The sequence below is a fragment of the Pseudomonas sp. LBUM1659 genome, assembly GCF_059716045.1.
In genome coordinates this window covers 3,553,178-3,575,571 of sequence record NZ_CP166797.1, presented here as the reverse complement: position 1 = coordinate 3,575,571, position 22,394 = coordinate 3,553,178, and the positions used below count along the sequence as shown (strand labels likewise).

Below are 22,394 nucleotides of genomic sequence, written 5' to 3'. Positions count from 1 at the left end.
AAAGCCGCTGTACGCTATTCGTGAAACGTATACCGATCCTTCCCCGAGTGCTTTGACTCATACAAGGCCTTATCGGCCTTGATCAGCGCCCGATTCAACGAGTCGTCGTCCGCCACCCGCACCAGTCCGATGCTGATGGTCACCGGATGCCGGGTCGGGTGTTCGCGCACCACCCGGCACAGTTCACCTGCCAGGTGCTCGACGTCTTCGCGACGCACCCCGGCCAGGTAAATCGCAAACTCCTCACCACCCAATCGAGCGTATGCAAAATCGACCATCACCGTTTTGATGTCCGCAGCAATGCGCTTGAGCACCTCGTCGCCGATGTCGTGACCGTAGACGTCGTTGACCTTCTTGAAGTTGTCGATGTCGATCATCGCCAGGTAATGGTCGTGCGTGCGGGGGGCGGCGCGCAATTGCTGGTCGGCGCGGGTCATGAATGACCGGCGATTGGGGATTTTGGTCAGGGTGTCGAGGTAGGCCTGATCCAGCAACAAGTTGGACATGATGAAGTTGTGTAGTTTGGCCTCGCGCAATTTGAAGAAGCTGTAGAGCGTCAGCGCACAGATGAAGGCGCTGTAACTTAGAATCATCACGCCCCTGAACTCGAACACGTGCACGTCGGTGTGAAAGAACGGGTTGAGGTTCACCCATGTAATCAGCTGCGCACCGTAAAAGGACCAGTGACTGAGCGGCAGGATCGAGGCGCTGTACAGCGTGCTTGACGCGGCAATTAATAGCCATGCGGCACGATAAGTCTCAGGCAAATCTTCAACCAACAGCCGTGCGCCCAACGTGGTGGAGAACACGAAGAGCAGATCCAGGACATCGAAATGCCTGGCTTTGCGGATGAACAGCAAAATGATCGTCAGGATCGAAAACAAACCGAAGAACAGCAGCGACAGCCAAGTGAAAGGCCGACCGCCCATGAAACCGAGGATTAAGTCGAACACCACCCACATGGCGACACTGGCGACATAGATCAGCAGGCAAAAGCTGTGCAGACGTTCGAAGTCGTGCTGGATGAACTCGGCTTTCAACGCGGCCGGCGCGGCTTTGCTACGGATTTCAGCCTCAATGGTTTTGTACATCACCGACCTTGCTGTTGAGCTGGTTGTCGAGGATCACCTTGCCCCATGGCCGGTAGCGCAGGGAAAACACCGATGTCGGATGGCAACCCGCGGACGTTGCCTCAGGCGTCGCCGGTTGCGCACGAAACGGCTGGCCTTCGGCGCTGACTTGATGGAAGGCTTCACGCACGATACCGACCGGGCAGGGCATTGCGCTGGCGTAGCCCTGGCGAACCAATGTCGGCAAGCGGCCGGTGCCGGCGCCGTCTTGCCACCAGACCTGCAGGCCAGCGTTGGCCAACGCGCCCAGCCATTGTCCGTTGACCTTTGGCGCCAGCTTGCCGGCACTGAAGGCACTGATATGCAGCGGCGCATCTAGTTTGCCGGCGAAGTCTTTCAACTGGCGTTGCAGGGTGGTGCGTCGGTCGGCGGGCAAAAAGTGCAGATCATCCAGTTCCAGCGGCAGGTACCAGCCGCTGACGGGTAGTTTCCAGTCCTTGCGCAGCATCTGCTGCTGAGCCAGCGATTGCCCCAGTTGTGCTTGCCAGTAGGTGGCCAGCCCGACGCTGTCCAGCTCATTGATGCGCTGGTAGTAGGCCGGGTCCATGGACAGCCCCAGCACCAGTTTCAGGCCCTGCTCGTGGGCCAGGCGCAAACTGCTGGCGAGCCAGCCATTGGCCCCGCCGAAGTGCGAATCGCCGTACGCCGTCCACTGCACAATCAAGGTGTGTGAACCCTGCCTGGCGGTTTCTTGCCAGACCGTTCGCCATTGCGCCTGGCTGAGGCTGGCATCGACGTTCAGCGGTTGATAGAAAACTCGCTCATCGGCACGCCCCCCGAGGCTGACCAGCAGTAAGCAGAGCATCAACACTATTCGTTTCATCAGAAATTCAACTCCACGGCCACCCGCATGCCGTTGCCGCCCTCGTACAAGTTGCCGCCCAGCGTTTGCTGGTACTCGGTATGTACGCTCAGGTGCGCGCGATAAGCGTTGTAGATGTCCTCGTCGAACCACCATTGCCAGCGCAAGCCCAGACCAGTGCGCAGGTCCTGGCGCCAGACGTTGCTCGAGTCCTGGCTGGCGAATTCAAGAAATCCGTACGGCATGAGAGTTTGCGCGCCGTTGAATGGCATCTTCCAGGTATGCCCTTGCTGGAAACGCGAGCGCCATTGGTGGTCGCCCGCCTTGGTCCACCAGGCGGCGTCGAGGTAGAGGGAGCGTTCATCCCAGTCACTTTCATCGACTCGCCAGTCGTTGCGGAACCGCCCCTGATCGAGAAATGACCCGGTGGCGCGCAACAGGTAATCGGTGGTGGTGTGGCCATCCTGACGGTGATCGTCGACCTGATCAGCCAGTTTTTCAGGAATCAGCAGTTGCCCCAGGCTCAGGCTGTGATTGTCCTGGTCGTCGAACTGGCTGTGTTTGTAGATCTCGCCGTAAAAATTGATGTTTGCCGTGCCCCACGGTTTGTAGCGCAGGCCAACGCCGGTGCCGATGGATTCGGCGTAACTCGTACGGCTTACACCGCCGAGCAACACCCGTCCATAAACCGATAGCGAGCTGCCGGCCCGGCTCGGTTCTTCGCCCAGCGCATGGTCCCACATGGCCAATTGCAGGTTTTGCGAGGCGCGATGGCGGCTGGAACCGGTGCTGTTGTCGTCGGGGCGCACGAAGTCGTTGGTCGATATGCCGGCCGGCGACCAAATACTCGCCACAGTGCGCGTATCGCGGCGAGACAGGCTTTCGTGAGCGCGACGCTGGCGATAACGCCGAGCTTGCAAACTGCCGTCTTCATCGTCGGCGGCCACCGGGTTTTGCACCAGGTCGATCACCCGGCGCAGTTCCTTGCGCGCCGAAGCGCTGTCTGCGATCTCGTCATAGCGCCAGGCGAGGGTTTCGCCGAGGCGATAGTCCTCGGGGAAATTGCGGGTGACGGTTTGCAGGTAGGGGAGCGCTTTCGCGCGTTCTTCGCGGGTGTCGGCGCCGGCCAGTCGCATGCCGTAATCGGCCCGATAACGGGGGTTGTCTGGCTCGCGGCGCACGGCTTCGGCGAGCCACGCGGTACTTTGCTGCGTCTCACCGGCCTTTTGCGCCGTGACGGACGCCGCGTAGTAATCCCCAGCGTCCGGCGATTGCTGCAAGGCTGAGCGTTGTCGCTGCAAGGCCAATCCATGATCACCCCGCGCATCGGCAATTGCTGCGCCAAACGTCCATACATTGGAACCCCGCGCGCGGCTCTGTTGCCAGTAGCGTTCAGCGGCCTGATTGTCACCTGCGGTGAGGGCGCTACGGCTGGCGGTAATCGTGGCGTTGTCGCTCATTTGTACCGCAGGAACGCTGCGCCAGATCGCCAGTGCACCGACCGAGTCACCCGCTGCTTCAAGGGCATAGGCCAACGGCAGGCGACCGCTTCGGTCCCCGAGTTTTTCGACTTGTTGGTAATAAACGACGGCTTCGCCGGGGCGATCCGGCATGGCGCAGCGACCGAGTGCGCGCAAGTCGCCCATCGCCTGAGGATGGGCGCCGATGGCTTGCTGAACCGCGTCGCATTGACCGTTCTCAGCCAGTTGCGCCAACAACTGACCGCGTGTAGCGGGATCGACACGATGGAGCAGCGAGACGATGCGCCGTTGCTGCGCCGAGGTTGGGGTCGACGTGGCATGGAAATTCGCCAGGCGTTGCAGCAGGGCGGCCGGCAATTTGCCGTTGTGACGATCGTAAGCATTTTCGAGCAGTTGTTGCGCGTGTTCTCGCTGGCCGTTGTTCAGCGCCAGATAGGTGGCCTGATTCAGCGAGTCGAGGTTACCGGTCTGCTGGTAATGGCGTTCCCACAGCGTCGCCGCTTCAGTTGTTCGGCCCAGTGCTTGCATCAGTTCGGCACGGCGTTTGACCACGTCAGGAGTTTGCGGCTGGCTGGCCAGCCAGGCCATGACTTTGTCGTTTTTGCCCTGCGCCTGCCAGACGTCCAGCAGTCGTTCGCGTCGGCGCGTGTCCCACGGCTCCGGCAGGCGTGCGCTGTCCAGCAATTCGGTGGCTTGCAGGCGTTGGGCGAGGATCAGCCAGGTCTGCGGATCGTGGTCGGGCCGGCAACCGCGCAATTGCCTGAGTGCAGCGTCCGGGTCGTGCTGCGACAGCCATTCTGTCGTCTCCAGGCACGGGCGCTGCAATTCGCCGCTCAGGCGCTGCACGGTGGGTGCGTCACCAGTTTGCCGTGCCAATTCCCACAGCCGCTGACGCTGGGTCGGCGCCGCGAGGTCGCTGGCCGGCAGCGATTGCATCCAGCGCTGGGCTTGCTCGATGTGGCCCCTGGCAATCGCGCGGTCGATCATGGCCAGGCGGGTTTTGCGCGCGGCTTCGGCGCTGGGTGCCTGTTCCAGCAGTTGTTGAAGCGGTTTCTCGTCCAGGCGCTGCACGTAGGCATTAGCCAATCGCTGCCAGCCTTGAGCGTCCAGTTGTTTGCGGGCCGCCAGTGGCGCCAGTTGTTCGATGGTGCCGTTCCAGTCGCGCAGTTGCTCGGACCAGTTCGCGCGAGCGCGACGCAAGATGTCGTCGTCGCCCCGGGGCGCCAATTGCGCCAGCCAGTCGTACGCCTTGGCCCCACCACCGAACTTGGCCAGGCTCAGGCTGTAAGCCTGCCACAGGCGCACGCGGTGGTTGAGGGGGGCGGTGGCCATCCACTGTTCGACTTGCCCACCGCCCGGTGGATCTTGTTCGATCCAGGTCAGGCGCAGGTTGAGCAGGGCATCGCTGTTGTCCGGGTTGTCCGGCAGCGCTTGCACGGCATCCTTGTAGCGTCGTTGCTTGGCTAGCGCTTCCACCAGCAGTGCCCGCGCCTCATCGTTTTTTGGCACCTTGGCCAGCAGGTGGCGCATCAGCTGTTCGACTTCGCCCCAGTTGCCTTTTTTCGCTTCGCGGTAGCTGCGATCCATGTAAGGAAAACTGCGGAACTGTTCGAACTCGGTGAGCGGTTCGGCCTGCACCCAGGTAGCGGCGCTCAGGCTCAGCAACAGGCTGGCGACGAGAAGCGGCTTCATGCGACCTCCCGGGCAATGCGGTAGGCGGCTTGTTGTTCGCTGGCCTGATCGGCCAACGCCTGTTCGAGGACTTCCAGAGTAATCATGCCGCGCGAGATCAGGTGTTGGCCCAGGGACATGTGCTCGGCATCGAAGTCGATCAAGGCCTGATTGAACAGGCTCGGCGGGACCATGCCGCGTACTTGCAGCAGATTGCCCAGCAGCACCTGGTGGTGACTGACGCGTTCGAGCAAGGCCTCATCGTCCTGATGACGCTCAAGCACTTGAAGCATGTGGAGGACATCCTCAGTTTGATGGGGGCTGGCGTACCAGTAACGGATTCCCAGCGTGACCCGGCCCTGGGGTGCCAGGCGGCAGCGCACGGGGCGCTTCAATTGACGACTGATGGCGCCCAGTGAAACCTGGCTGACCGGCCCTTCGGAGGCCAGTACCAACGTTTTGCCTTCTTCGGCCACTGGCAGCACGCCATAGTGCGAGGCCACCTTGCGTGGCACGAGGTCGATCAGGCGTTTGTCGAGCTTGAACGGGTTGAGTGGCGCCCATTCCATGTCCAGTTGCTCGGCGAGGGTTTCCACCAGTTGCGTGCTGTTGATGTGCTCGCGAAGCAACAGTTCGTGGCCCAGGCGACGCCGGATCGGATTGGTGATCGCCGCTTCCAGTTGCTCTTCGGTGAGCAGGCCTTTCTCCACCAGTCGATGACCCAGTGGCGTGCGTTGGGCTTTGGTCAGGGCCGGGAATTCATGAGTGGTTTTGTCCCAGGCTACGCGACGCGAGTCGCCCATTTCCATGACCTGGCGCAGCGCTCGCACGTTGGCAAAGAAGTTGATGAAATTGCTCCACATCATGCGCGGAGCCGACAACAGCCCTTCAACCAGACCGTAGTAACGAGTGACGAACCAGGCACGCTGGAACAGCCGATTGATCAGCATCAAGCCGTTGAGCCACAACAGGGTCGCGAGCAGCGGGCTGTTGCCGAGGATCGACGGATAGCGCCAGGCGTCCGGTGCAATCACCGTCATCAGCCACATCGTCAACAGCACCAGGAACAGCAGATTGACCAGAAAACTCAGCAGGTAAGCAATCATGCCGCGCCGGTCACGCCACAGGAAATAGTTGAGCAGGCCGGAGGGGCTCCAGCCGAGATTCTTGGTGCCCTGAAAAACGATGCCGACGATCCAGCGGGATTTTTGCCGGATGGCGTACTGCAGGTCCCGGGGGAAATGCTCACGAACGCAGATCACCTGGGAAAATACGCGGCACATGCCGAACGCCCAGGGTTGATCGAGCGCCAGTTTCGGGTCGGTCACCGAGTATCGGGCGAAGATGCATTTCATGCCTTTTTGCTTGAGACGGAAACCGATGTCGTAGTCTTCGGTCAGGCTCTGTACGTCGAAGGCAATGCCGTCGCCGTCTTCGAGCAACGCGGTGATCGCTTTACGGCTGAAGCAGGTGCCGACGCCAGCACTGGGCACCTGGCCGGTCAGGGCTTCGCGGACGATGACGTCCTTGCCGTGGTTCTCGGCGAACTCGTCGACGTAGTGCCCGGCGGTGAAGCCTCGCCATTTCGGTGCGTAGGGGTAGACCGGAATCTGGATCAGGTCCTTGCTCGGCAACAAGTAGTTGAACAGGCGCAATTCCATGGGTGAAATCACGTCTTCGGCATCGTGCAGAATGAATCCGGCAAACTGGATTTTCGCTTCGCTTTCAAAACGCAGGATCGCGTCGATGATGTTGTTCAGGCAGTCAGCCTTGCTGGTCGGGCCGGGGCGAGCGCAAACCACTTTATGTACGTTGGGGTAGTGCCGACACACTGCATCGACGTCGGCCTGAGTCTCGGCATCGTTGGGGTAGGTGCCGACAAAAATCTGATAATTCTCGTAATCGAGGGTCGAGGCTGCCAGGCGCGCCATTTCACCGACCACACCGACTTCGTTCCAGGCCGGGACCATGATCGCCAGCGGTTTTTCGGCGATGGCATACAGGCGTTCCTCATCCGCGCGCTTGAATTTTTCGTAGATCTGCCTGCGACGGATCCACTGGCGGCTCCAGTACACGAGGTCGATGAACAGGTCATCGAGCCCGAGCAGGAACATCAACAGAGCCAAAGTAATCGCGAGGTATTTGAGACCGAACAGCACATAGGCAAAAAAATCGACTAAACCCAGCGTCATACCGTTTTAACTGCTGCCGAGCGTTCGCTCAGCCAGGCGCACAGTCGGGTGGCGATGCGTTCACTGGCGTGGCCGTCGCCATAGGGGCTGTGGACGCGACTCATTCGTCTGAAGTGCGCCTCGTCATCGAGCAACTGGCTGGCTTCTTTGACGATGCGATCGGTGTCGGTGCCCACCAGCAGCACGGTTCCACCTTCAACTGAGGGCCGTTCAGTGACTTCGCGCAGTACCAGCAACGGTTTACCGAGGGCGGGCGCTTCTTCCTGGATGCCACCGGAATCGGTGAGGATGAAATGCGCCCGGGCCATCAGCCAGACGAAATGCTGGTAGTCCTGCGGCGCCACCAGATAAATGTTCGGCTTCTCCGAGAGCACGCCATACACCGCGCCTTGCACCTGTGGGTTGAGATGCACCGGGTAAACGAATTGCACATCCGGGTAACGCTCGGCGAGGTTGGCCAGCGCCTGGCAGATGTTGCGAAAGCCGTCGCCGAAATTCTCCCGACGATGACCGGTAATCAACACCATCCGCCGTTTGTCGTCGAGCACGGCCAGCGGCGAGTCGGCGGCCGGGTGCCAGTTGATGTCCTGTTGATGCGTGCGCATCCAAAGCAGCGCGTCGATTACCGTGTTGCCAGTGACTTCGATACTGGCTTGGGGCACACCTTCGCGCAGCAGGTTGGCCTCGGTCTTGGTGGTGGGGGTGAAATGCAGATCGGCGATGACGCCGGTCAGGTGCCGGTTGGCTTCTTCCGGCCAGGGCGCGCGCAGATTGCCCGTGCGCAAGCCAGCCTCGACGTGACCGATGGGCAACTGGCGATTGAAGGCGCCGAGCGCCGCGATGAAGCTGGTGGTGGTGTCACCGTGGACCAGGACGATGTCAGGTCTTACACGCTTGTAAGCCTGGTCGAGGTGAATCAGCAGTTGTTGAGAAAGGCCGTTGAGGGTCTGATCCTGAGTCATCACTTGCAGATCCTGATCGACCGTCAGGTCGAAGGAATCGAGCACTTGTTTGAGCATCTCCCGGTGTTGGCCGGTGGAGCAGATGTTCAGTTTGATGTCGGGACACTGACGCAGCACTCTGGCCAGCGGTGCCATTTTGATGGCCTCTGGGCGAGTACCGAAAACCATCATGACTTTGAAAGACATTGACTCTCCAGATACGGAGCAACGCCCAGGCTTAAGGCCTACAGGGTTGCGTCTCTTATTGGTATATGAAAAAAACAGCCGATCGGAAGCTTGTCCAATTCGGTTCGGCCCCTGATTGAGGTCAGTCAAAGGCCGTGGTTACGCTGAGAATGATGGCTCTCGGCCAACGGGGGCGGGATGGTACAACGCACCAAGGCGGTTCAGCAGCCGGGAGTTTGTAACAACTTTCCCGGTTGACCGGTGATCAGCTCGTGCCATCAAAAAGTCTTCGTTTCAAAAGATTACGCGCGCGAGCCGGTTGGCAAAGGGTCTTGAGAGTGTGTCGAAGCCAAGACAAATCGTGGCGCGGTTTTCGCTCAAGCTTTTTGCCATGCCGCTTTGTGACGTGCCGGGCAAAGACTTCGCTCAAAAACTGCTTGCTACCGGTGCCCTTGAGTTTCTCCCGTAGTTTTCCGTCCTGGTAAAACAGCACGGTCGGTGTGCCGGTCACATTAGGATGGCGGGGAGACTCGCCGGTGTTCAGCACGTAAATACTCGCCCGGTCCCGATACTGTTCCGCAACCTGACGGAAAATCGGCTCGGCGATTTCGCAGGCAGGGCAGTGGGTATTTCCGAAATACAGGATCACCGGGCGCCAGGTGTTCAAGGCCTTACTGTAGGCCGGGGCTAGTGTTGGAGGGTGGCGGGTCGAGCTCATTGAAATCTCCTTTTCACAACGACCATCGAGGTTTTCTGACGTTAAAGGAGGGGGCAGGGTGGGTCTACTGTCAGAAATTACAGGTGGCTTTTTCCTGAGCTGTGAAGGATGCGGCTTACTGCATCGCACGTTCTGTTTTCCATCTCCCCCAACATTCCCCCCAAAACCTGTGGCACACTTTCTGCCGTCTGTTTCCGTTATTACCTACACGCATCCGCTATAGCGGAATATGCATCAATCAGGATAAACACTCATGAGCATTATCCGTTACGGCACCGGCAGCACCGCCGGTGGCGGCCAATCCCGTCCTTTCGCCCGCGCCGTTGAAGCCGATGGCTGGCTGCATGTGTCCGGGCAGGTGCCGGCGCTGAATGGCGAAATCATTGTCGGTGGCATCGTCGAGCAGACTCACCAGACCATGAAAAACCTGATCGCGATTCTCGAAGAGGCCGGTTATGGGCTCGAAGACGTGGTGCGCACCGGCGTGTGGCTGGAAGACCCACGAGACTTCTGGAGTTTCAACAAGGTGTTTTCCGAGTACTTCAGCCCGGAACATGCCCCGGCGCGCGCGTGTGTGCAGGCGAACATGATGGTGGATTGCAAGGTCGAGATTGACTGCATCGCCTACAAGAAAAAGGCTTGAACCGAGTCGCGCCCATCGCGGGCAAGCCTTGCTCCTACAAGAGCGCTGCAAAATCTGTAGGAGCATGGCTTGCCAGCGATGGCGGCCTGACAGTCGCCTTCTTACTCTGGTTAAACTCGCGGCCACTTTGAGTGGGAACCTGAAGACATGACCGAAGACACCATCAAGCGTCGGGCGCGTGGTCTGGACCGGGCATTCGATATCCTCGATTTCCTCAAGGAAGTCGGCAAACCGCTGCGCCCGAATGAAATCGCCAGTGGCATCGGCAGTCCGAAATCCACGGTTTATGAACTGGTGGCGTCCCTGCTGGAGCGGCGCATTCTGGAACCTGTGGGCAAAGACGGTCACGTCTATCTGGGCCGTCAGTTGTACTTCCTCGGTCAGGCGCATTTACGTCATTTCGACCTGACCCGCGAGGCCGATCACGCCTTGCAGGAGATCGTCAGCCAGACTCATGAAACCGCGCAAATGTGCCTGCTCAACGGGCGCAAATACACCGTGGCGTTGATGAAGGAGGGCGAGCGGCATTTCCGCATTTCCTCGGACATTGGCGAAAACGCGCCGATTCCCTGGACCGCGTCCGGGCGCTTGCTGCTGGCGCACTTGAGTGACGAGGAAATCATCGACCTGATCGACCACGACGATTTCATCCTGCCTAACGGCGAACGCCTGCCGCTGGAGCAGTTCCTGGGTGAAATCCGTCAGGCCGCTATCGATGGGTTTTTCTCGTTCGATAGCGTCGCCGACACCTTTACTCATTGCTTTGCTGCCCCGGTCAAAGACCCCAGCGGCGTGGCCATTGCAACCCTGTGCATCGTTGCCCCACGGGCCGATGCCAAGACTCATTACAGCGACTATCGTCGGGTGCTGATTGACAGCGCCAACAACCTGGCCCGGCGTATCAACGAATAACAGCGGCTGTCTGCGACCGCAAACGTGAGGAGTTTGACCATGTCTACTGCCCAAAACACTGCCACCGTGGAAAAGGGCTTTGCCCATATCGGCGCCAACCTGGTCCGCGATGTCAGCCTGCCGGCGCTGGTGCTGCACCGCAAAGCGCTGGAACACAACATTCGCTGGATGCAGGCCTTTGCCAGCAACAGCGGCGCCGAGCTCGCGCCCCACGGCAAAACCAGCATGACTCCAGCCCTGTTTCGCCGCCAACTGGACGCCGGCGCCTGGGGCATCACATTGGCCAGTGCCACGCAAACCCGCGCGGCATATGCCCATGGCGTGCGTCGGGTGCTGATGGCCAACCAATTGGTCGGCACGCCGAACATGGCGCTGATTGCCGTTCTGCTGGCAGACCCGAGCTTCGATTTTCATTGCATGGTCGATCACCCGGACAACGTCGCCGACCTCGGCGCCTACTTCGCCTCACGCGGTGTGCGCTTGAACGTGATGATCGAGTACGGCGTGGTGGGCGGTCGTTGCGGTTGTCGGACTGAAGCAGAAGTCATCGCGTTGGCCAAAGCCATCAACGCGCAACCGGCGCTGGCGTTGACCGGCATCGAAGGCTATGAAGGCGTGATCCATGGTGATCATGCGGTCAGCGGTATTCGTGATTTCGCTGCGTCTTTGGTACACCTGGCGGTGCAGTTGCAGGACAGCGGCGCGTTTGCAATTGCCAAGCCGATCATTACCGCGTCGGGTTCGGCCTGGTATGACTTGATTGCCGAGGAGTTCGAAGCGCAGAACGCGGGCGGCCGTTTCCTCAGTGTGCTGCGTCCCGGCAGCTATGTGGCCCACGACCATGGCATCTACAAAGAAGCGCAATGCTGCGTGCTCGACCGCCGCAGCGACCTGCACGAAGGCCTGCGTCCGGCAATGGAAGTCTGGGCGCACGTGCAGTCGATACCGGAGCCGGGTTTCGCAGTGATTGCCCTGGGCAAGCGCGATGTGGCCTACGATGCCGGTTTGCCGGTGCCGTTGCTGCGTTACAAGGCCGGCGTGGTGCCGGCGAAGGGCGATGACGTCAGCGCCTGCAAGGTGACGGCGGTGATGGATCAGCACGCGTTCATGACTGTGGCGCCGGGGGTTGAATTGCGAGTGGGCGACATCATTTCGTTCGGCACCTCGCACCCGTGCCTGACGTTCGACAAGTGGCGTACGGGGTGTCTGGTGGATGAACAGCTGAACGTCATCGAAACCATGGAAACCTGTTTCTAAGGTTTGGGACCGAGGTGCGGCCATCGCGGGCAAGCCCGGCTCCCACAGTTGATTTTCAGTGTTCACACAATCCCTGTGGGAGCCGAGCTTGCTCGCGATGAGGCCCGCCCAGACAACAAAGAAACACCAGAGACCCCACACAATGCACACCATCAACACCCTCGGCCCCAACACCCCACGCATTGCCTTGATCGGCGAATGCATGATCGAACTTCAACAACGCGCTGACGGCAGCCTGCAACAAAGCTTCGGCGGCGACACGTTGAACGCCGCCGTCTACCTGTCCCGTGAACTGGGTGCGAGCGGCATCGTCGATTACGTCACCGCCCTGGGCGATGACAGCTTCAGCGAAGCCATGTGTCAGAACTGGGCCGGCGAAAACATCGGCCTTGGCATGGTTCAGCGGCTACCGGGACGTTTGCCCGGCTTGTATTGCATCCAGACCGACGCGGCCGGCGAGCGCCGTTTCCTTTACTGGCGCAACGAAGCGGCCGTGCGCGATTGCTTTACCACGCCGGCCGCCAAGCCGATTCTGGCGGCGCTGCCGGACTACGACGTACTGTATTTCAGCGGTATTACCTTGGCGGTGCTCGGTGTGCAAGGTCGGGAAAAGTTGTTGGAAACCTTGATCGAAGCCCGCCAGCGAGATGCGCGGATCGTCTTCGACAACAATTACCGGCCGCGTTTGTGGGCGTCGGTTGAAGAGGCCCGCACGGCGTATCGCAGTGTGTTGCCCTATGTGGACCTGGCGTTGCTGACCGTGGAGGACGAGCAGGCGCTGTTCCATTTTTCCGATTGCGATGCGGTGTTTACCGCGTACGAGCAGATCGGCACGCCAGAAGTGGTGCTCAAGCGCGGTTCAGAAGCGTGCCTGATTCGCTGCGACGGCGAGTCGTTTGAAGTGCCGGCGCAGAAGGTTGAGCGCGTTGTGGATACTACGGCGGCGGGGGATTCGTTCAGTGCGGCGTATTTGGCCAGTCGGCTCAAGGGCGGGAGCGCGGTTGAAGCGGCTGAGGCGGGGCATCGGTTGGCGAGTCGGGTGATTCAGGTGCCGGGGGCGATCATTCCCAGGCAAGGGTGAATGGCCGTCGCGGTCGGTTCGCGAGCAAGCCCGCTCCCACATTTGATCTTCAGTGGACACATAATTTGCGAGCAAAACAGATCAAATGTGGGAGCGGGCTTGCTCGCGAAAGGGCCCTGAAGGTAAACCATCAATCCCGGTAAAACACCTGCACCAGGTGATACCCGAATTTGCTCTTGATCGGCCCATGCACCACCCGCAGCGGTTTCTTGAAAATCACTGCATCAATGACGCCGACCATCTGACCCGGCCGCACTTCGCCCAAGTCACCACCGCGTTTGCCGGACGGACAGGTGGAGTACTTTTTGGCCAGCACATCGAAGGCTTCGCCCTTGGCGATGCGTTGTTTGAGTTGCTCGGCTTCTTCCGAGGTTTTCACCAGAATATGGCGGGCTTGAGCTTTCATTTGCATACCTTGCAACGATGGTGGCTATGTTAGTGCCAGCGGGGGGCGGGCGATTATGCCTCAACTCACTCGGGTTGGCCGATCATCGTGCGAATCTTGTTGGCCAGCAGGTCGATGGAAAAGGGCTTGGCCACCATGTCCATGCCATCTTCCAGAAAGCCCTGACGTTCGGTGGCTTTTTCTGCGTAACCAGTCATGAACAGCACTTTGAGGTTCGGGCGATGCTGACGCGCGATCTCGGCGAGTTGCCGCCCGTTCATGCCCGGCAGCCCGACATCGGTCACCAGCAGGTCGACGCGCAAGTCGGATTCCAGCAAGGGCAGGGCCGTCTTCGCATCTTCGGCTTCGTGAGCGTGGTAACCCAGCTCATTGAGCAAGTTGAGCACCAGCATGCGCACCGCCGGATCGTCTTCCACCAACACCACGGTTTCACCGGCAATCGCCGCCGGCGCCTCGCCCGTTACCGGCTTCAGCACCACCTCTGTTTCCACGGCGAGCAGGCGTGGCAAGTACAAACGAACACTGGTGCCCTTGCCCGGCAAGCTGAACAGGCTGACATGCCCACCCGATTGCTGGGCGAAGCCGTAAATCATCGACAACCCCAGGCCGGTGCCCTGGCCGATGGGTTTGGTGGTGAAGAACGGATCGAACGCCTTGGCCAGTACTGACGGCGTCATGCCGGTGCCGTTGTCGCTGACGGCGATCATCACGTAGTCCCCGGCCTTGACCGGTTCCAGTGTGATGATGTCACTGCAGTCGAGGTAAACATTGGCGGTTTCAATCAGCAGTTCGCCGCCATCGGGCATTGCATCACGGGCGTTGATCACCAGGTTGAGCAGGGCGTTTTCCAGTTGGCTGACGTCGGTGCTGATCGGCCAGACTTCGTCGGCCAGTTGCAGGTTGAGTTCGATGTGGTCGCCCTTGGTGCGGCTGAGCAAATCTTCCAGCGAGAGCACCAATTCATTGGTGTTTAGCGGCTTGCGATCCAGTGATTGGCGGCGGGAGAACGCCAGCAGGCGATGGGTTAGCGCGGCGGCGCGGTTGGCCGAGGACACGGCGGCTTCGGTAAAACGGCCAATCTCGTCGGTGCGTCCCTCGGCAATGTAACGTTGCATCAAGTCGAGACTGCCGATGATCCCGGTCAGCATGTTGTTGAAGTCATGGGCGATACCGCCGGTGAGCTGGCCGACCGCTTCCATTTTCTGTGCATGGCGCAAGGCGTCTTCGGCGCGCTCACGTTCGAACATCTCGTTTTGCAGACGCTGGTTGGCTTCAGCGAGCTGTTGAGTGCGGGCGCAGACGCGTTCTTCCAGGGTTTCGTTGAGATTGCGCAGGGCTTCTTCAGTCTGTTTGCGCTCGGTTTCGTCGATCACAAAAATGTAGAACCCATTCACCGCACCATCCGCACCGTGGCGCGGCAAGTAATTCATGAGTGCCTGGCGGAGGCTGCCGTCACGGTGCGGTGTACTGATGCTGAAACAGCAGGGCTTGCCCTTCAGCGCGTCGGCGATGTATTCGGCGCGCAAGGCATAGGCCTCGTCACCCAGCACTTCACGAATGGTTTTGCCGTAGAGTTCCTGCGGCGTCAGCCCATACCAGTCCAGGTACGCGGAATTGTTCAGGCGAAAACGCTCTTCACTGTCGACGTAGCTGATCAAGACCGGCATGGCGTTGATGATCAGTTGCAGCTCGGTCTGACTCTGGCGCAACGCCTGTTCGGTGTGTTTGCGCTCAGTCAGGTCCAGCGCGGCGCCGAGAAAACGCATTGGCCGGCCGTGGTGATCCTTGTAGCAGCGCCCCCTGGCAAACACCCAGCGCAACTGGCCGTCGGGTTGCAGCAGGCGATATTCCTCGGCGTACTCGGTGCCATGGGTAATGCAGTGCTTGATGCTGCGCGCAATCATCGCCCGGTCTTGCGGGTGCACGCCGTGCAGGTATTCGCTGATCGGCAACTGCCCGGCCATGCCCGGATCGACGCCGTGAAGTTGAGCAAAATGGGCGTCGGCGAGGAAACGGTCTTCGCCGATGTCCCAGTCCCAAGTGCCGACCGCGTCGGTGGCGGCCAGGGCCAGTTGCAGGCGTTGTTCAGTGTCGCGCTGAGCCTTGAGGCTGGCAGCCGAGCGCTGTTCCAGTTTCAGTTCCAGTGCGATGCGGTGACGTTCGTTGGTTTCGATGGCCGTGACCAAAATGCCGGCCACCTCGGCGCTTTCATCGCGGATCGGGCTGTAGGTCAAATCCAGCCAGAAGTCGGAATCTTCACCGTCACGTTGCAAGGTAAAGCGTTGTTCGCTGTAGGTGCGCACCTGACCCTGCAGGACGGCGCTGTAAATCGGGTCGGTAAAGTCCCGGAGTTCTGGCCAGATCTGATGCGTCGGCTGTCCGAACGCGTGTGGGTGTTTGCTGCCCGCGAGGAGGGCGAAGCCATCGTTGTAGATCTGCGTGAGCTGCGGTCCCCATAGCAACAGCATCGGCATCGGTGAGTGAATCACGATGTCCACGGCGGTGCGCAGGCTCTGCGGCCAGGTGCCGGCAGCGCCCAATGGGGTGCGTGTCCAGTCCAGTCTGGCAATCAAGGCCAGGGCGTCGCTGCCGGTGGGTGATGCGTTCATCAAGTGGTCCTGCGCTTAAGGCGGAGTGACGGCGTTTACTATCCTCGCAGGGCAATAGACGCTGGATGATCCATATTGGATCATTATTTTCATTGAATGCTTCGCGGGAGCTTTTTGCCATGGAAATCACCCGAAGTTTTCACGCAGCGTTGAAATCATGGACTGACACAGACCCACAGGGGGGCTTATTCAGTCCTGGAGTTCGGGGCGGTTGCGCAATTGTTCGAGCGCCTCCGGATTAGCCAGCGCATCGGTGTTTTTCACCTTTTGCCCATGCACCACATTCCTCACCGCCAACTCAACGATCTTGCCGCTGATGGTTCGTGGAATGTCGGTCACCGCGACTATTTTCGCTGGCACATGCCGGGGTGTGGTGTTGGTGCGTATGACTTGGCGGATCTGCTGCTGCAAGGCTTCGTCCAGTTCAACGCCGTCCTGCAACCGCACAAACAGTACCACCCGCACGTCATCCTGCCACTGCTGTCCGATGGCCACGCTGTCCAGCACTTGCGGGACTTTTTCCACCTGACGGTAGATTTCCGCCGTGCCGATACGCACGCCTCCAGGGTTGAGCACCGCGTCCGAGCGGCCATGGATCATCATCGCGCCGTGGGGCAGTTGCTCGGCGTAATCGCCCTGGGCCCAGACGCCAGGGAACTGGCTGAAATACGAAGCTTGCAGTTGTTCATGCTGCGGGTCATTCCAAAAACCGATAGGCATCGCCGGAAAATGTCGGGTACATACCAGTTCACCTTTTTCGCCGATCACAGGCCTACCTTCGTCGTTCCACACTTCGACGGCCATGCCCAGGCTCTTGCCCTGCATCTCGCCACGGCGCACCGGTTCAAACGGGTTGCCGTTCACAAAGCACGAAACGATGTCGGTGCCACCGGACATCGAGGTCAGACACACGTCGGGTTTCAGGTCGCGGTACACATAGTCATAACTCTGGGGCGACAGTGCGGAACCGGTGCAGAGCAGGGTTTTCAGGCTGCTCAGGTCATGGCTTTCCCTTGGCTTCACGCCGTTGTTTTCCAGCGTGGCGAGATATTTGGGACTGGTGCCGAAGACGCTGATGCGCTCATCGTCGATCAGGTCGATCAAACGTTGCGGATCAGGATGGAACGGCGAGCCGTCGTATAGCACCACGGCACTGCCCACGGCGAGGGCCGAGACCAGCCAGTTCCACATCATCCAGCCGCACGTGGTGTAGTAAAACAAGCGGTCGCCGGCGCCGAGATCGCAATGCAATCCGTGCTCCTTGACGTGCTGCAGCAATACGCCGCCGGCGCTGTGGATGATGCATTTGGGCACGCCGGTGGTGCCGCTGGAATAGAGGATGTAAAGCGGATGCGCAAAGGGCACGGGGACGAAATCCGGTTCGCCACCGACGTCGTAGAAATCCTCCCACAACGTCACGTTGGCGCGGGTATGGAAGTCCACGATGTGCGCCTGCGGCCGTGCATAAGGCACAACGATCAACTGCTGCAGCGACGGCAGGCGTTGAAGTATTTCGTTGATTTTGCCGGTCTGGTCGATGTCCTTGCCGGCGTAGCGGTAACCGGCGCAGGTGATCAGTACTTTCGGTTCAATCTGGCCGAAGCGGTCGATCACGCCTTGGGTGCCAAAATCTGGCGACGAGCAGGACCAGATCGCCCCCAGGCTGGTGGTGCCGAGCATGGCCACCAGCGTTTGCCAGGTGTTGGGCATGCAAGCCGCTACACGGTCACCGAGGCCGACACCCGCGGCGATCAAACTGTGCTGGAACCCGGCCACATGCTCCGCCAGCTCAGCCCAGGTCAGGTGTTCGCGCTGGCCGTTCTCGCCAATGGCGATCACCGCGATGGCATCGTCGCGGCGGCGCAGCAGGTGTTCGGCAAAGTTCAGGGTGGCACCGGGGAACCACTGGGCGCTGGGCATTTGCGGGCCCTCGATCAGTACCGCATCGGGTTGATCGTGGAAACGGATGTCGAAGAAATCGACGATGGCCTGCCAAAAGTCTTCGCGTTGATCGATGGACCATTGGTGCAGGGCCGGGTAGTCATCGACGTGGACATGATGCCGCTGACTGATGGAACGCCGGAAGGCCTCCATGCGCGACTTGCCGATGCGTTCGGCGTTGGGTTGCCAGAGGATGTCGGACATGGGTTGCCTCTTCTTCTATCTGCAGATCCAATCGCGGGCAAGCCACGCTCCCACAGGTAAACGCGATCTAATGTGGGAGCGTGGCTTGCCCGCGATGAACGATAACGCGGTCTGGCAGGGAATTACTGCGCCAACCACCCACCATCAATATTCCACGCCGCACCACGGACCTGGCTACCGGCCTCGCTGCACAAAAACAGCACCAGTTCACCCAGCTGCGGCGGGGTGACGAACTCCAGCGACGGCTGTTTCTCAGCGAGCAAATCATGCTGGGCCTGCTGCGGGTCAATCCCGGTCGCGGCGCGGTCATCGATCTGCTTCTGTACCAGCGGCGTCAACACCCAGCCCGGACAGATCGCGTTGCAGGTCACGTGCGTGGTGGCAGTCTCCAGGCCCACCACTTTGGTCAAGCCGATCACCCCATGCTTGGCCGCCACGTACGCAGCCTTGCCCACCGAACCTACTTGACCATGCACCGAAGCGATGTTGATGATCCGCCCCCAGTTCTTGGCCCGCATGCGCGGCAGGCACAGGCGGGTGCTGTGAAACACCGACGACAGGTTGATGGCGATAATCGAGTCCCAGCGCTCCACGGGAAAGTCTTCCACCGACGCCACGTGCTGGATGCCGGCGTTGTTGACCAGAATGTCGATGCCACCGAACTCACGCTCGGCGTAGTCGATCATCTCGGCGATCTGCGCCGGGTCGCTGACGTCGGCCGGGTGATGACCGACCTTGCCGCCGAACTGCTGGACCTCGGTAATCACTTTGGAGGCATCACCGAAACCATTGAGCACCACGTTGGCGCCGGCCTTGGCCAGGTTGAGCGCAATGCCCAGGCCGATGCCGCTGGTGGAGCCGGTGACCAGTGCGGTCTTGCCTGTAAGAGTCGTCATGAATACCTCACACAATGCCAGTGGCGTAGAAAGTGCCGATGACCACGAAGACCGCCAGGGTCTTGATCAGCGTAATACAGAAAATGTCTTTATAGGCTTCGCGGTGCGTAAGGCCGGTGACCGCCAGCAAGGTAATCACCGCGCCGTTGTGCGGCAGGGTGTCCATTCCGCCGCTGGCCATCGCGGCCACGCGGTGCAGCACTTCCAGCGGAATGTTGGCGGCATGGGCTGCGGCGATAAAGTTGTTGGCCATGGCCGCCAGGGCGATGCTCATGCCGCCCGAGGCAGAACCGGTGATGCCCGCGAGCACGGTCACGGTAATGGCTTCGTTGACCAGCGGGTTCGGAATGCTCTTGAGCCAGTCGGCCAGCACCAGAAAGCCTGGCAACGAGGCGATCACTGCCCCAAAGCCGTATTCCGACGCCGTGTTCATCGCCGCCAGCAACGAACCGCCGACTGCACTTCGACTGCCTTCAGCCAACTTGCCGCGAATCGCCTGAAAGCCGAACACCAGCACCATAATAATGCCCACCAGTAACGCCGCTTGAACCGCCCAGATCGCCGTCAGCTTGGCGATTTCGGTGGTCACCGGCGCGGCCATGCCCGGCAGCGCGAGGGTGTGAGTCTTGCCGTACCACTGCGGAATCCACTGGGTGAACAGCAGGTTCGTGATGCCCACAGCCAACAGCGGCGACAGGGCGATCCACGGGTTAGGCAGTTTGATGTCGAGCGCCGTTTCCGGTTCGTTGCGCAATTCGGTGCCATAGCCTTCGCCGGAGCGTTGGGCCTTGTTGCGCTGATGCTGCAGAAACAGCATGCCGGCGCAGAACACGAAGATCGCGCCGATCAAACCCAACCAAGGCGCCGCCCAGGCGGTGGTGTTGAAGAAAGTGCTGGGGATGATGTTCTGGATTTGCGGGGTGCCGGGCAGGGCGTCCATGGTGAACGAAAATGCGCCGAGGGCGATGGTCGCCGGGATCAACCGCTTGGGGATGTTGCTCTGGCGGAACATTTCAGCGGCAAACGGATAGACCGCGAAGACCACCACAAACAGCGACACGCCGCCGTAGGTGAGCAGGGCGCAGACCAGCACAATCACCAACATCGCCTGGCGCGTGCCGAGCAGGCGAATAGCGGAGGCGACGATTGAACGGGAAAAGCCGGACAACTCGATCAGCTTGCCGAACACGGCACCGAGCAGGAACACCGGGAAATACAGTTTGATGAATCCGACCATTTTCTCCATGAACACCCCGGTGAAGACTGGGGCAACTGCGGAAGGGTCGGTGAACAGGACGGCGCCGAGGGCGGCAATCGGGGCGAAAAGGATAACGCTGTAGCCGCGGTAAGCAGCCACCATCAGCAGCGTGAGGGCTGCCAAGGCAATGATCACACTCATGGTGTGTCTCCTGGATTGTTATTTTTGTAGGGTAGGTCTTTTGTGAGAGAGGGCTTTAGCGAGATTCGTGCCAGACGCTTAGGTATTTGAAATATAAGGAAATTTGTTTTGTTTTTGATGGGTTTTCGAGAGGGCTGTCTCTGATTTGAGACGTGTTTGGCAGTGAATGCCTCATCGCGAGCAGGCTCGCTCCCACAGGGGACCGCATTCTCATGGGCGACTCGGTCAAACTGTGGGAGCGAGCCTGCTCGCGATGGACTGTCTAACAATGGAGATCTATGTCTCGTTATGGAGACTCTGCAATCCCTAATGCCACCATCTTCTTGTACAACGTTGAACGTCCCAAACCCAATCGCGCTGCCGCTTCTATTACCTTGCCCCCGCATTGCGCGAGGGTGGATTCGATCAACTGCCGGTCAAACCGCGCCCGAGCCTCGCTAAACGTCTCATGCGCAACCGGCTCAATCATCAGCGGTGTCGAGCGCTCCACTGGCGTGAAGGTGCCAATCGCCGCACGAATCTCCGCCGCATCCAGCACCAGATCATCACTGAGTAATGCCGCCCGCTCCAGGACGTTGCGCAGTTCGCGAATGTTCCCCGGCCATGCGTGCTGGCCCAAAAGCTCAAGCGCCTCGCGGTTGAGTTCATGCTGACTGCGTAATTCCTCAAGGATCGCTTCGCTGAGCGCCGGGATATCGTCGAGACGATCCCGCAGCGGCGGCACCCGGATCGGCAGCACGTTGAGGCGGTAGTACAAATCCGCGCGAAACTCACCGCGTTTGATCGCGGCCTCAAGATCGGTGGACGTTGCAGCAATCACCCGCACATCGCTCTGGATCACTTCGTTGGAGCCGACCGGCTCGAATTCCTTTTCCTGCAAAACCCGCAGCAGTTTGCTTTGCAGCGGCAGCGGCATGTCGCCGATCTCATCCAGAAACAAGGTGCCGCCCTGGGCGATCTGCAGTTTGCCGGCGCGGCCCTTGCGGTCGGCGCCGGTGAACGCGCCGGGGGCGGTGCCAAAGAATTCCGCTTCCAGCAACGATTCGGGAATCGCCGCGCTGTTGATGCTGACGAAGGCTTTGTGCGCGCGGGGCGAAGCACTGTGGATCGCCTGGGCCAGCAGTTCCTTGCCGGTGCCGGTTTCGCCGAGCAACAACACCGGCGACTCGGCGCTGGCACTACGCCGGGCACGGCGTTTGACTTCCAGGCTGGCCGCGCTGGTGCCGATGAAATGGGCGAAGTTGTACTTGGTTTGCCGCGCCCGCAGCAGCGAACGGGTGGACGCCAGCTCTTCCTGCATGCTCATGTAGCGCTTGAGCATCGGCGACAGGCTGCGCAATTCGTCGAACAACGCAAAACCAATCGCGCCGATCACGACGCCTGCATCGTCATGAATCGGCAGGCGCATGACCACCAGCGGCTCTTTGGGTGTGTCCTGCATGTCCAGCAAAATCGGGCGCCCGGTGCGCACCACCTCACGCAACAGACTGCCGGGGATCACACTTTCGCAGGCCTTGCCGATGGCGCCTTCCGCCGACTCCAGACCGAAACGCCGGGCATACCGCTCGTTCATCCACACGATGTTCGCATCGCGGTCGACAATCACCGTGCCTTCGCTCGATTGCTCGATGATTTCGAACAGCGAACGGATCGCCAGCAGGCGAACGCGCTGGTAGTCCTTGAGGCTTTCGGTGGTGTTCATCTTTTGTTCCCGAATGGATGAGCTGTGCCGGCACTGTCGGTGCCACGAATGCCGGCGGCATTATGCCGGTGGATTGTTATATCGGCATCTGCCGAAGGTCTTTGCCGAGAGGCAACGGTGAAAATGGGGTGTGGCCGTTCGTCGGAAATGTCCGCCTACCTGCAATTTCTGACAGTTGTGCCCGATTCATTCGAGCTGCTGAATGGGGGCACCCGGCGCATGC

The 22,394-nt window shown here is 60.1% G+C and carries 16 protein-coding genes; 4 read left to right on the top strand and 12 right to left on the bottom strand.

From position 1 onward, the window contains the following. Positions 1-14: 14 nt before the first annotated feature. The 6 genes from ACA048_RS16140 to ACA048_RS16115 all read right to left on the bottom strand — a co-directional run bounded on the left by ACA048_RS16140 (position 15) and on the right by ACA048_RS16115 (position 9,121). Positions 15-1,091 (bottom strand): GGDEF domain-containing protein, encoded by a 1,077-nt coding sequence (locus ACA048_RS16140; protein ID WP_497625317.1) that lies wholly within the window; start codon positions 1,089-1,091, stop codon positions 15-17. Continuing rightward, complete coding sequence (locus ACA048_RS16135; protein ID WP_497625316.1) at positions 1,075-1,953, bottom strand: DUF4434 family protein; 879 nt, start codon at positions 1,951-1,953, stop codon at positions 1,075-1,077. Before ACA048_RS16135 ends, ACA048_RS16140 begins: the two co-directional genes overlap by 17 nt. After that, a complete protein-coding gene (locus ACA048_RS16130) occupies positions 1,953-5,105 on the bottom strand; it encodes an NfrA family protein (RefSeq protein WP_497625315.1) in 3,153 nt (1,050 codons plus the stop codon). The genes ACA048_RS16135 and ACA048_RS16130 overlap by 1 nt, the downstream gene beginning before the upstream one ends. After that, the gene (gene nfrB, locus ACA048_RS16125) at positions 5,102-7,276 is read right to left on the bottom strand and encodes a cyclic di-3',5'-guanylate-activated glycosyltransferase NfrB (RefSeq protein WP_497625314.1); all 2,175 of its coding nucleotides are present in this window, start codon (positions 7,274-7,276) and stop codon (positions 5,102-5,104) included. Before nfrB ends, ACA048_RS16130 begins: the two co-directional genes overlap by 4 nt. Continuing rightward, on the bottom strand, positions 7,273-8,424 hold the full coding sequence (wecB, locus tag ACA048_RS16120) for a non-hydrolyzing UDP-N-acetylglucosamine 2-epimerase (RefSeq protein ID WP_497625313.1): 1,152 nt from the start codon (positions 8,422-8,424) through the stop codon (positions 7,273-7,275). The genes nfrB and wecB overlap by 4 nt, the downstream gene beginning before the upstream one ends. Before the next feature lie 244 nt (positions 8,425-8,668). Beyond that, a complete protein-coding gene (locus ACA048_RS16115) occupies positions 8,669-9,121 on the bottom strand; it encodes a thioredoxin family protein (protein ID WP_497625312.1) in 453 nt (150 codons plus the stop codon). Between the two features lie 253 nt (positions 9,122-9,374). Between ACA048_RS16115 and ACA048_RS16110 the strand changes: the two genes are divergently transcribed. The 4 genes from ACA048_RS16110 (at position 9,375) to ACA048_RS16095 (ending at position 13,014) form a co-directional block, all read left to right on the top strand. Further along, positions 9,375-9,764: a RidA family protein gene (locus ACA048_RS16110; RefSeq protein ID WP_497625311.1), complete on the top strand. Its 390-nt coding sequence runs from the start codon at positions 9,375-9,377 to the stop codon at positions 9,762-9,764. A gap of 147 nt (positions 9,765-9,911) precedes the next feature. Continuing rightward, on the top strand, positions 9,912-10,676 hold the full coding sequence (locus tag ACA048_RS16105; RefSeq protein WP_497625310.1) for an IclR family transcriptional regulator: 765 nt from the start codon (positions 9,912-9,914) through the stop codon (positions 10,674-10,676). A 39-nt stretch (positions 10,677-10,715) separates the two neighbouring features. Further along, positions 10,716-11,933 carry an amino acid deaminase gene (locus tag ACA048_RS16100; protein WP_497625309.1) on the top strand — a complete coding sequence of 406 codons (1,218 nt, stop codon included), beginning with the start codon at positions 10,716-10,718 and terminating at the stop codon, positions 11,931-11,933. A gap of 142 nt (positions 11,934-12,075) precedes the next feature. Further along, positions 12,076-13,014, top strand: a complete 939-nt coding sequence (locus ACA048_RS16095; RefSeq protein ID WP_497625308.1) for a sugar kinase — start codon at positions 12,076-12,078, stop codon at positions 13,012-13,014. A gap of 130 nt (positions 13,015-13,144) precedes the next feature. Here the strand turns inward: ACA048_RS16095 and ACA048_RS16090 are convergent, their stop codons facing one another. From ACA048_RS16090 to ACA048_RS16065, 6 genes are all read right to left on the bottom strand, one after another. Continuing rightward, entirely contained in the window at positions 13,145-13,420 is a 276-nt protein-coding gene (locus ACA048_RS16090; RefSeq protein WP_007898282.1) for a peptidylprolyl isomerase, read from the bottom strand. A 65-nt stretch (positions 13,421-13,485) separates the two neighbouring features. Then, on the bottom strand, positions 13,486-16,029 hold the full coding sequence (locus tag ACA048_RS16085) for a PAS domain-containing hybrid sensor histidine kinase/response regulator (protein ID WP_497625307.1): 2,544 nt from the start codon (positions 16,027-16,029) through the stop codon (positions 13,486-13,488). A 189-nt stretch (positions 16,030-16,218) separates the two neighbouring features. After that, a complete protein-coding gene (locus tag ACA048_RS16080) occupies positions 16,219-18,174 on the bottom strand; it encodes an acetoacetate--CoA ligase (protein ID WP_497625306.1) in 1,956 nt (651 codons plus the stop codon). A gap of 122 nt (positions 18,175-18,296) precedes the next feature. Further along, a complete protein-coding gene (hbdH, locus tag ACA048_RS16075) occupies positions 18,297-19,070 on the bottom strand; it encodes a 3-hydroxybutyrate dehydrogenase (RefSeq protein WP_497625305.1) in 774 nt (257 codons plus the stop codon). 7 nt (positions 19,071-19,077) lie between these two features. Further along, a complete protein-coding gene (locus ACA048_RS16070) occupies positions 19,078-20,469 on the bottom strand; it encodes a GntP family permease (RefSeq protein ID WP_497625304.1) in 1,392 nt (463 codons plus the stop codon). 286 nt (positions 20,470-20,755) lie between these two features. Further along, positions 20,756-22,171 (bottom strand): sigma-54 interaction domain-containing protein, encoded by a 1,416-nt coding sequence (locus tag ACA048_RS16065; protein WP_497625303.1) that lies wholly within the window; start codon positions 22,169-22,171, stop codon positions 20,756-20,758. Positions 22,172-22,394 lie beyond the last annotated feature (223 nt).

Excerpts from the sequence above, each read along its gene's own strand:
- ACA048_RS16140 (WP_497625317.1), bottom strand. The coding sequence starts at position 1,091 with ATGTACAAAACCATTGAGGCTGAAATCCGTAGCAAAGCCGCGCCGGCC.
- ACA048_RS16135 (WP_497625316.1), bottom strand. The coding sequence starts at position 1,953 with ATGAAACGAATAGTGTTGATGCTCTGCTTACTGCTGGTCAGCCTCGGG.
- ACA048_RS16130 (WP_497625315.1), bottom strand. The coding sequence starts at position 5,105 with ATGAAGCCGCTTCTCGTCGCCAGCCTGTTGCTGAGCCTGAGCGCCGCT.
- nfrB (WP_497625314.1), bottom strand. The coding sequence starts at position 7,276 with ATGACGCTGGGTTTAGTCGATTTTTTTGCCTATGTGCTGTTCGGTCTC.
- wecB (WP_497625313.1), bottom strand. The coding sequence starts at position 8,424 with ATGTCTTTCAAAGTCATGATGGTTTTCGGTACTCGCCCAGAGGCCATC.
- ACA048_RS16115 (WP_497625312.1), bottom strand. The coding sequence starts at position 9,121 with ATGAGCTCGACCCGCCACCCTCCAACACTAGCCCCGGCCTACAGTAAG.
- ACA048_RS16110 (WP_497625311.1), top strand. The coding sequence starts at position 9,375 with ATGAGCATTATCCGTTACGGCACCGGCAGCACCGCCGGTGGCGGCCAA.
- ACA048_RS16105 (WP_497625310.1), top strand. The coding sequence starts at position 9,912 with ATGACCGAAGACACCATCAAGCGTCGGGCGCGTGGTCTGGACCGGGCA.
- ACA048_RS16100 (WP_497625309.1), top strand. The coding sequence starts at position 10,716 with ATGTCTACTGCCCAAAACACTGCCACCGTGGAAAAGGGCTTTGCCCAT.
- ACA048_RS16095 (WP_497625308.1), top strand. The coding sequence starts at position 12,076 with ATGCACACCATCAACACCCTCGGCCCCAACACCCCACGCATTGCCTTG.
- ACA048_RS16090 (WP_007898282.1), bottom strand. The coding sequence starts at position 13,420 with ATGAAAGCTCAAGCCCGCCATATTCTGGTGAAAACCTCGGAAGAAGCC.
- ACA048_RS16085 (WP_497625307.1), bottom strand. The coding sequence starts at position 16,029 with ATGAACGCATCACCCACCGGCAGCGACGCCCTGGCCTTGATTGCCAGA.
- ACA048_RS16080 (WP_497625306.1), bottom strand. The coding sequence starts at position 18,174 with ATGTCCGACATCCTCTGGCAACCCAACGCCGAACGCATCGGCAAGTCG.
- hbdH (WP_497625305.1), bottom strand. The coding sequence starts at position 19,070 with ATGACGACTCTTACAGGCAAGACCGCACTGGTCACCGGCTCCACCAGC.
- ACA048_RS16070 (WP_497625304.1), bottom strand. The coding sequence starts at position 20,469 with ATGAGTGTGATCATTGCCTTGGCAGCCCTCACGCTGCTGATGGTGGCT.
- ACA048_RS16065 (WP_497625303.1), bottom strand. The coding sequence starts at position 22,171 with ATGAACACCACCGAAAGCCTCAAGGACTACCAGCGCGTTCGCCTGCTG.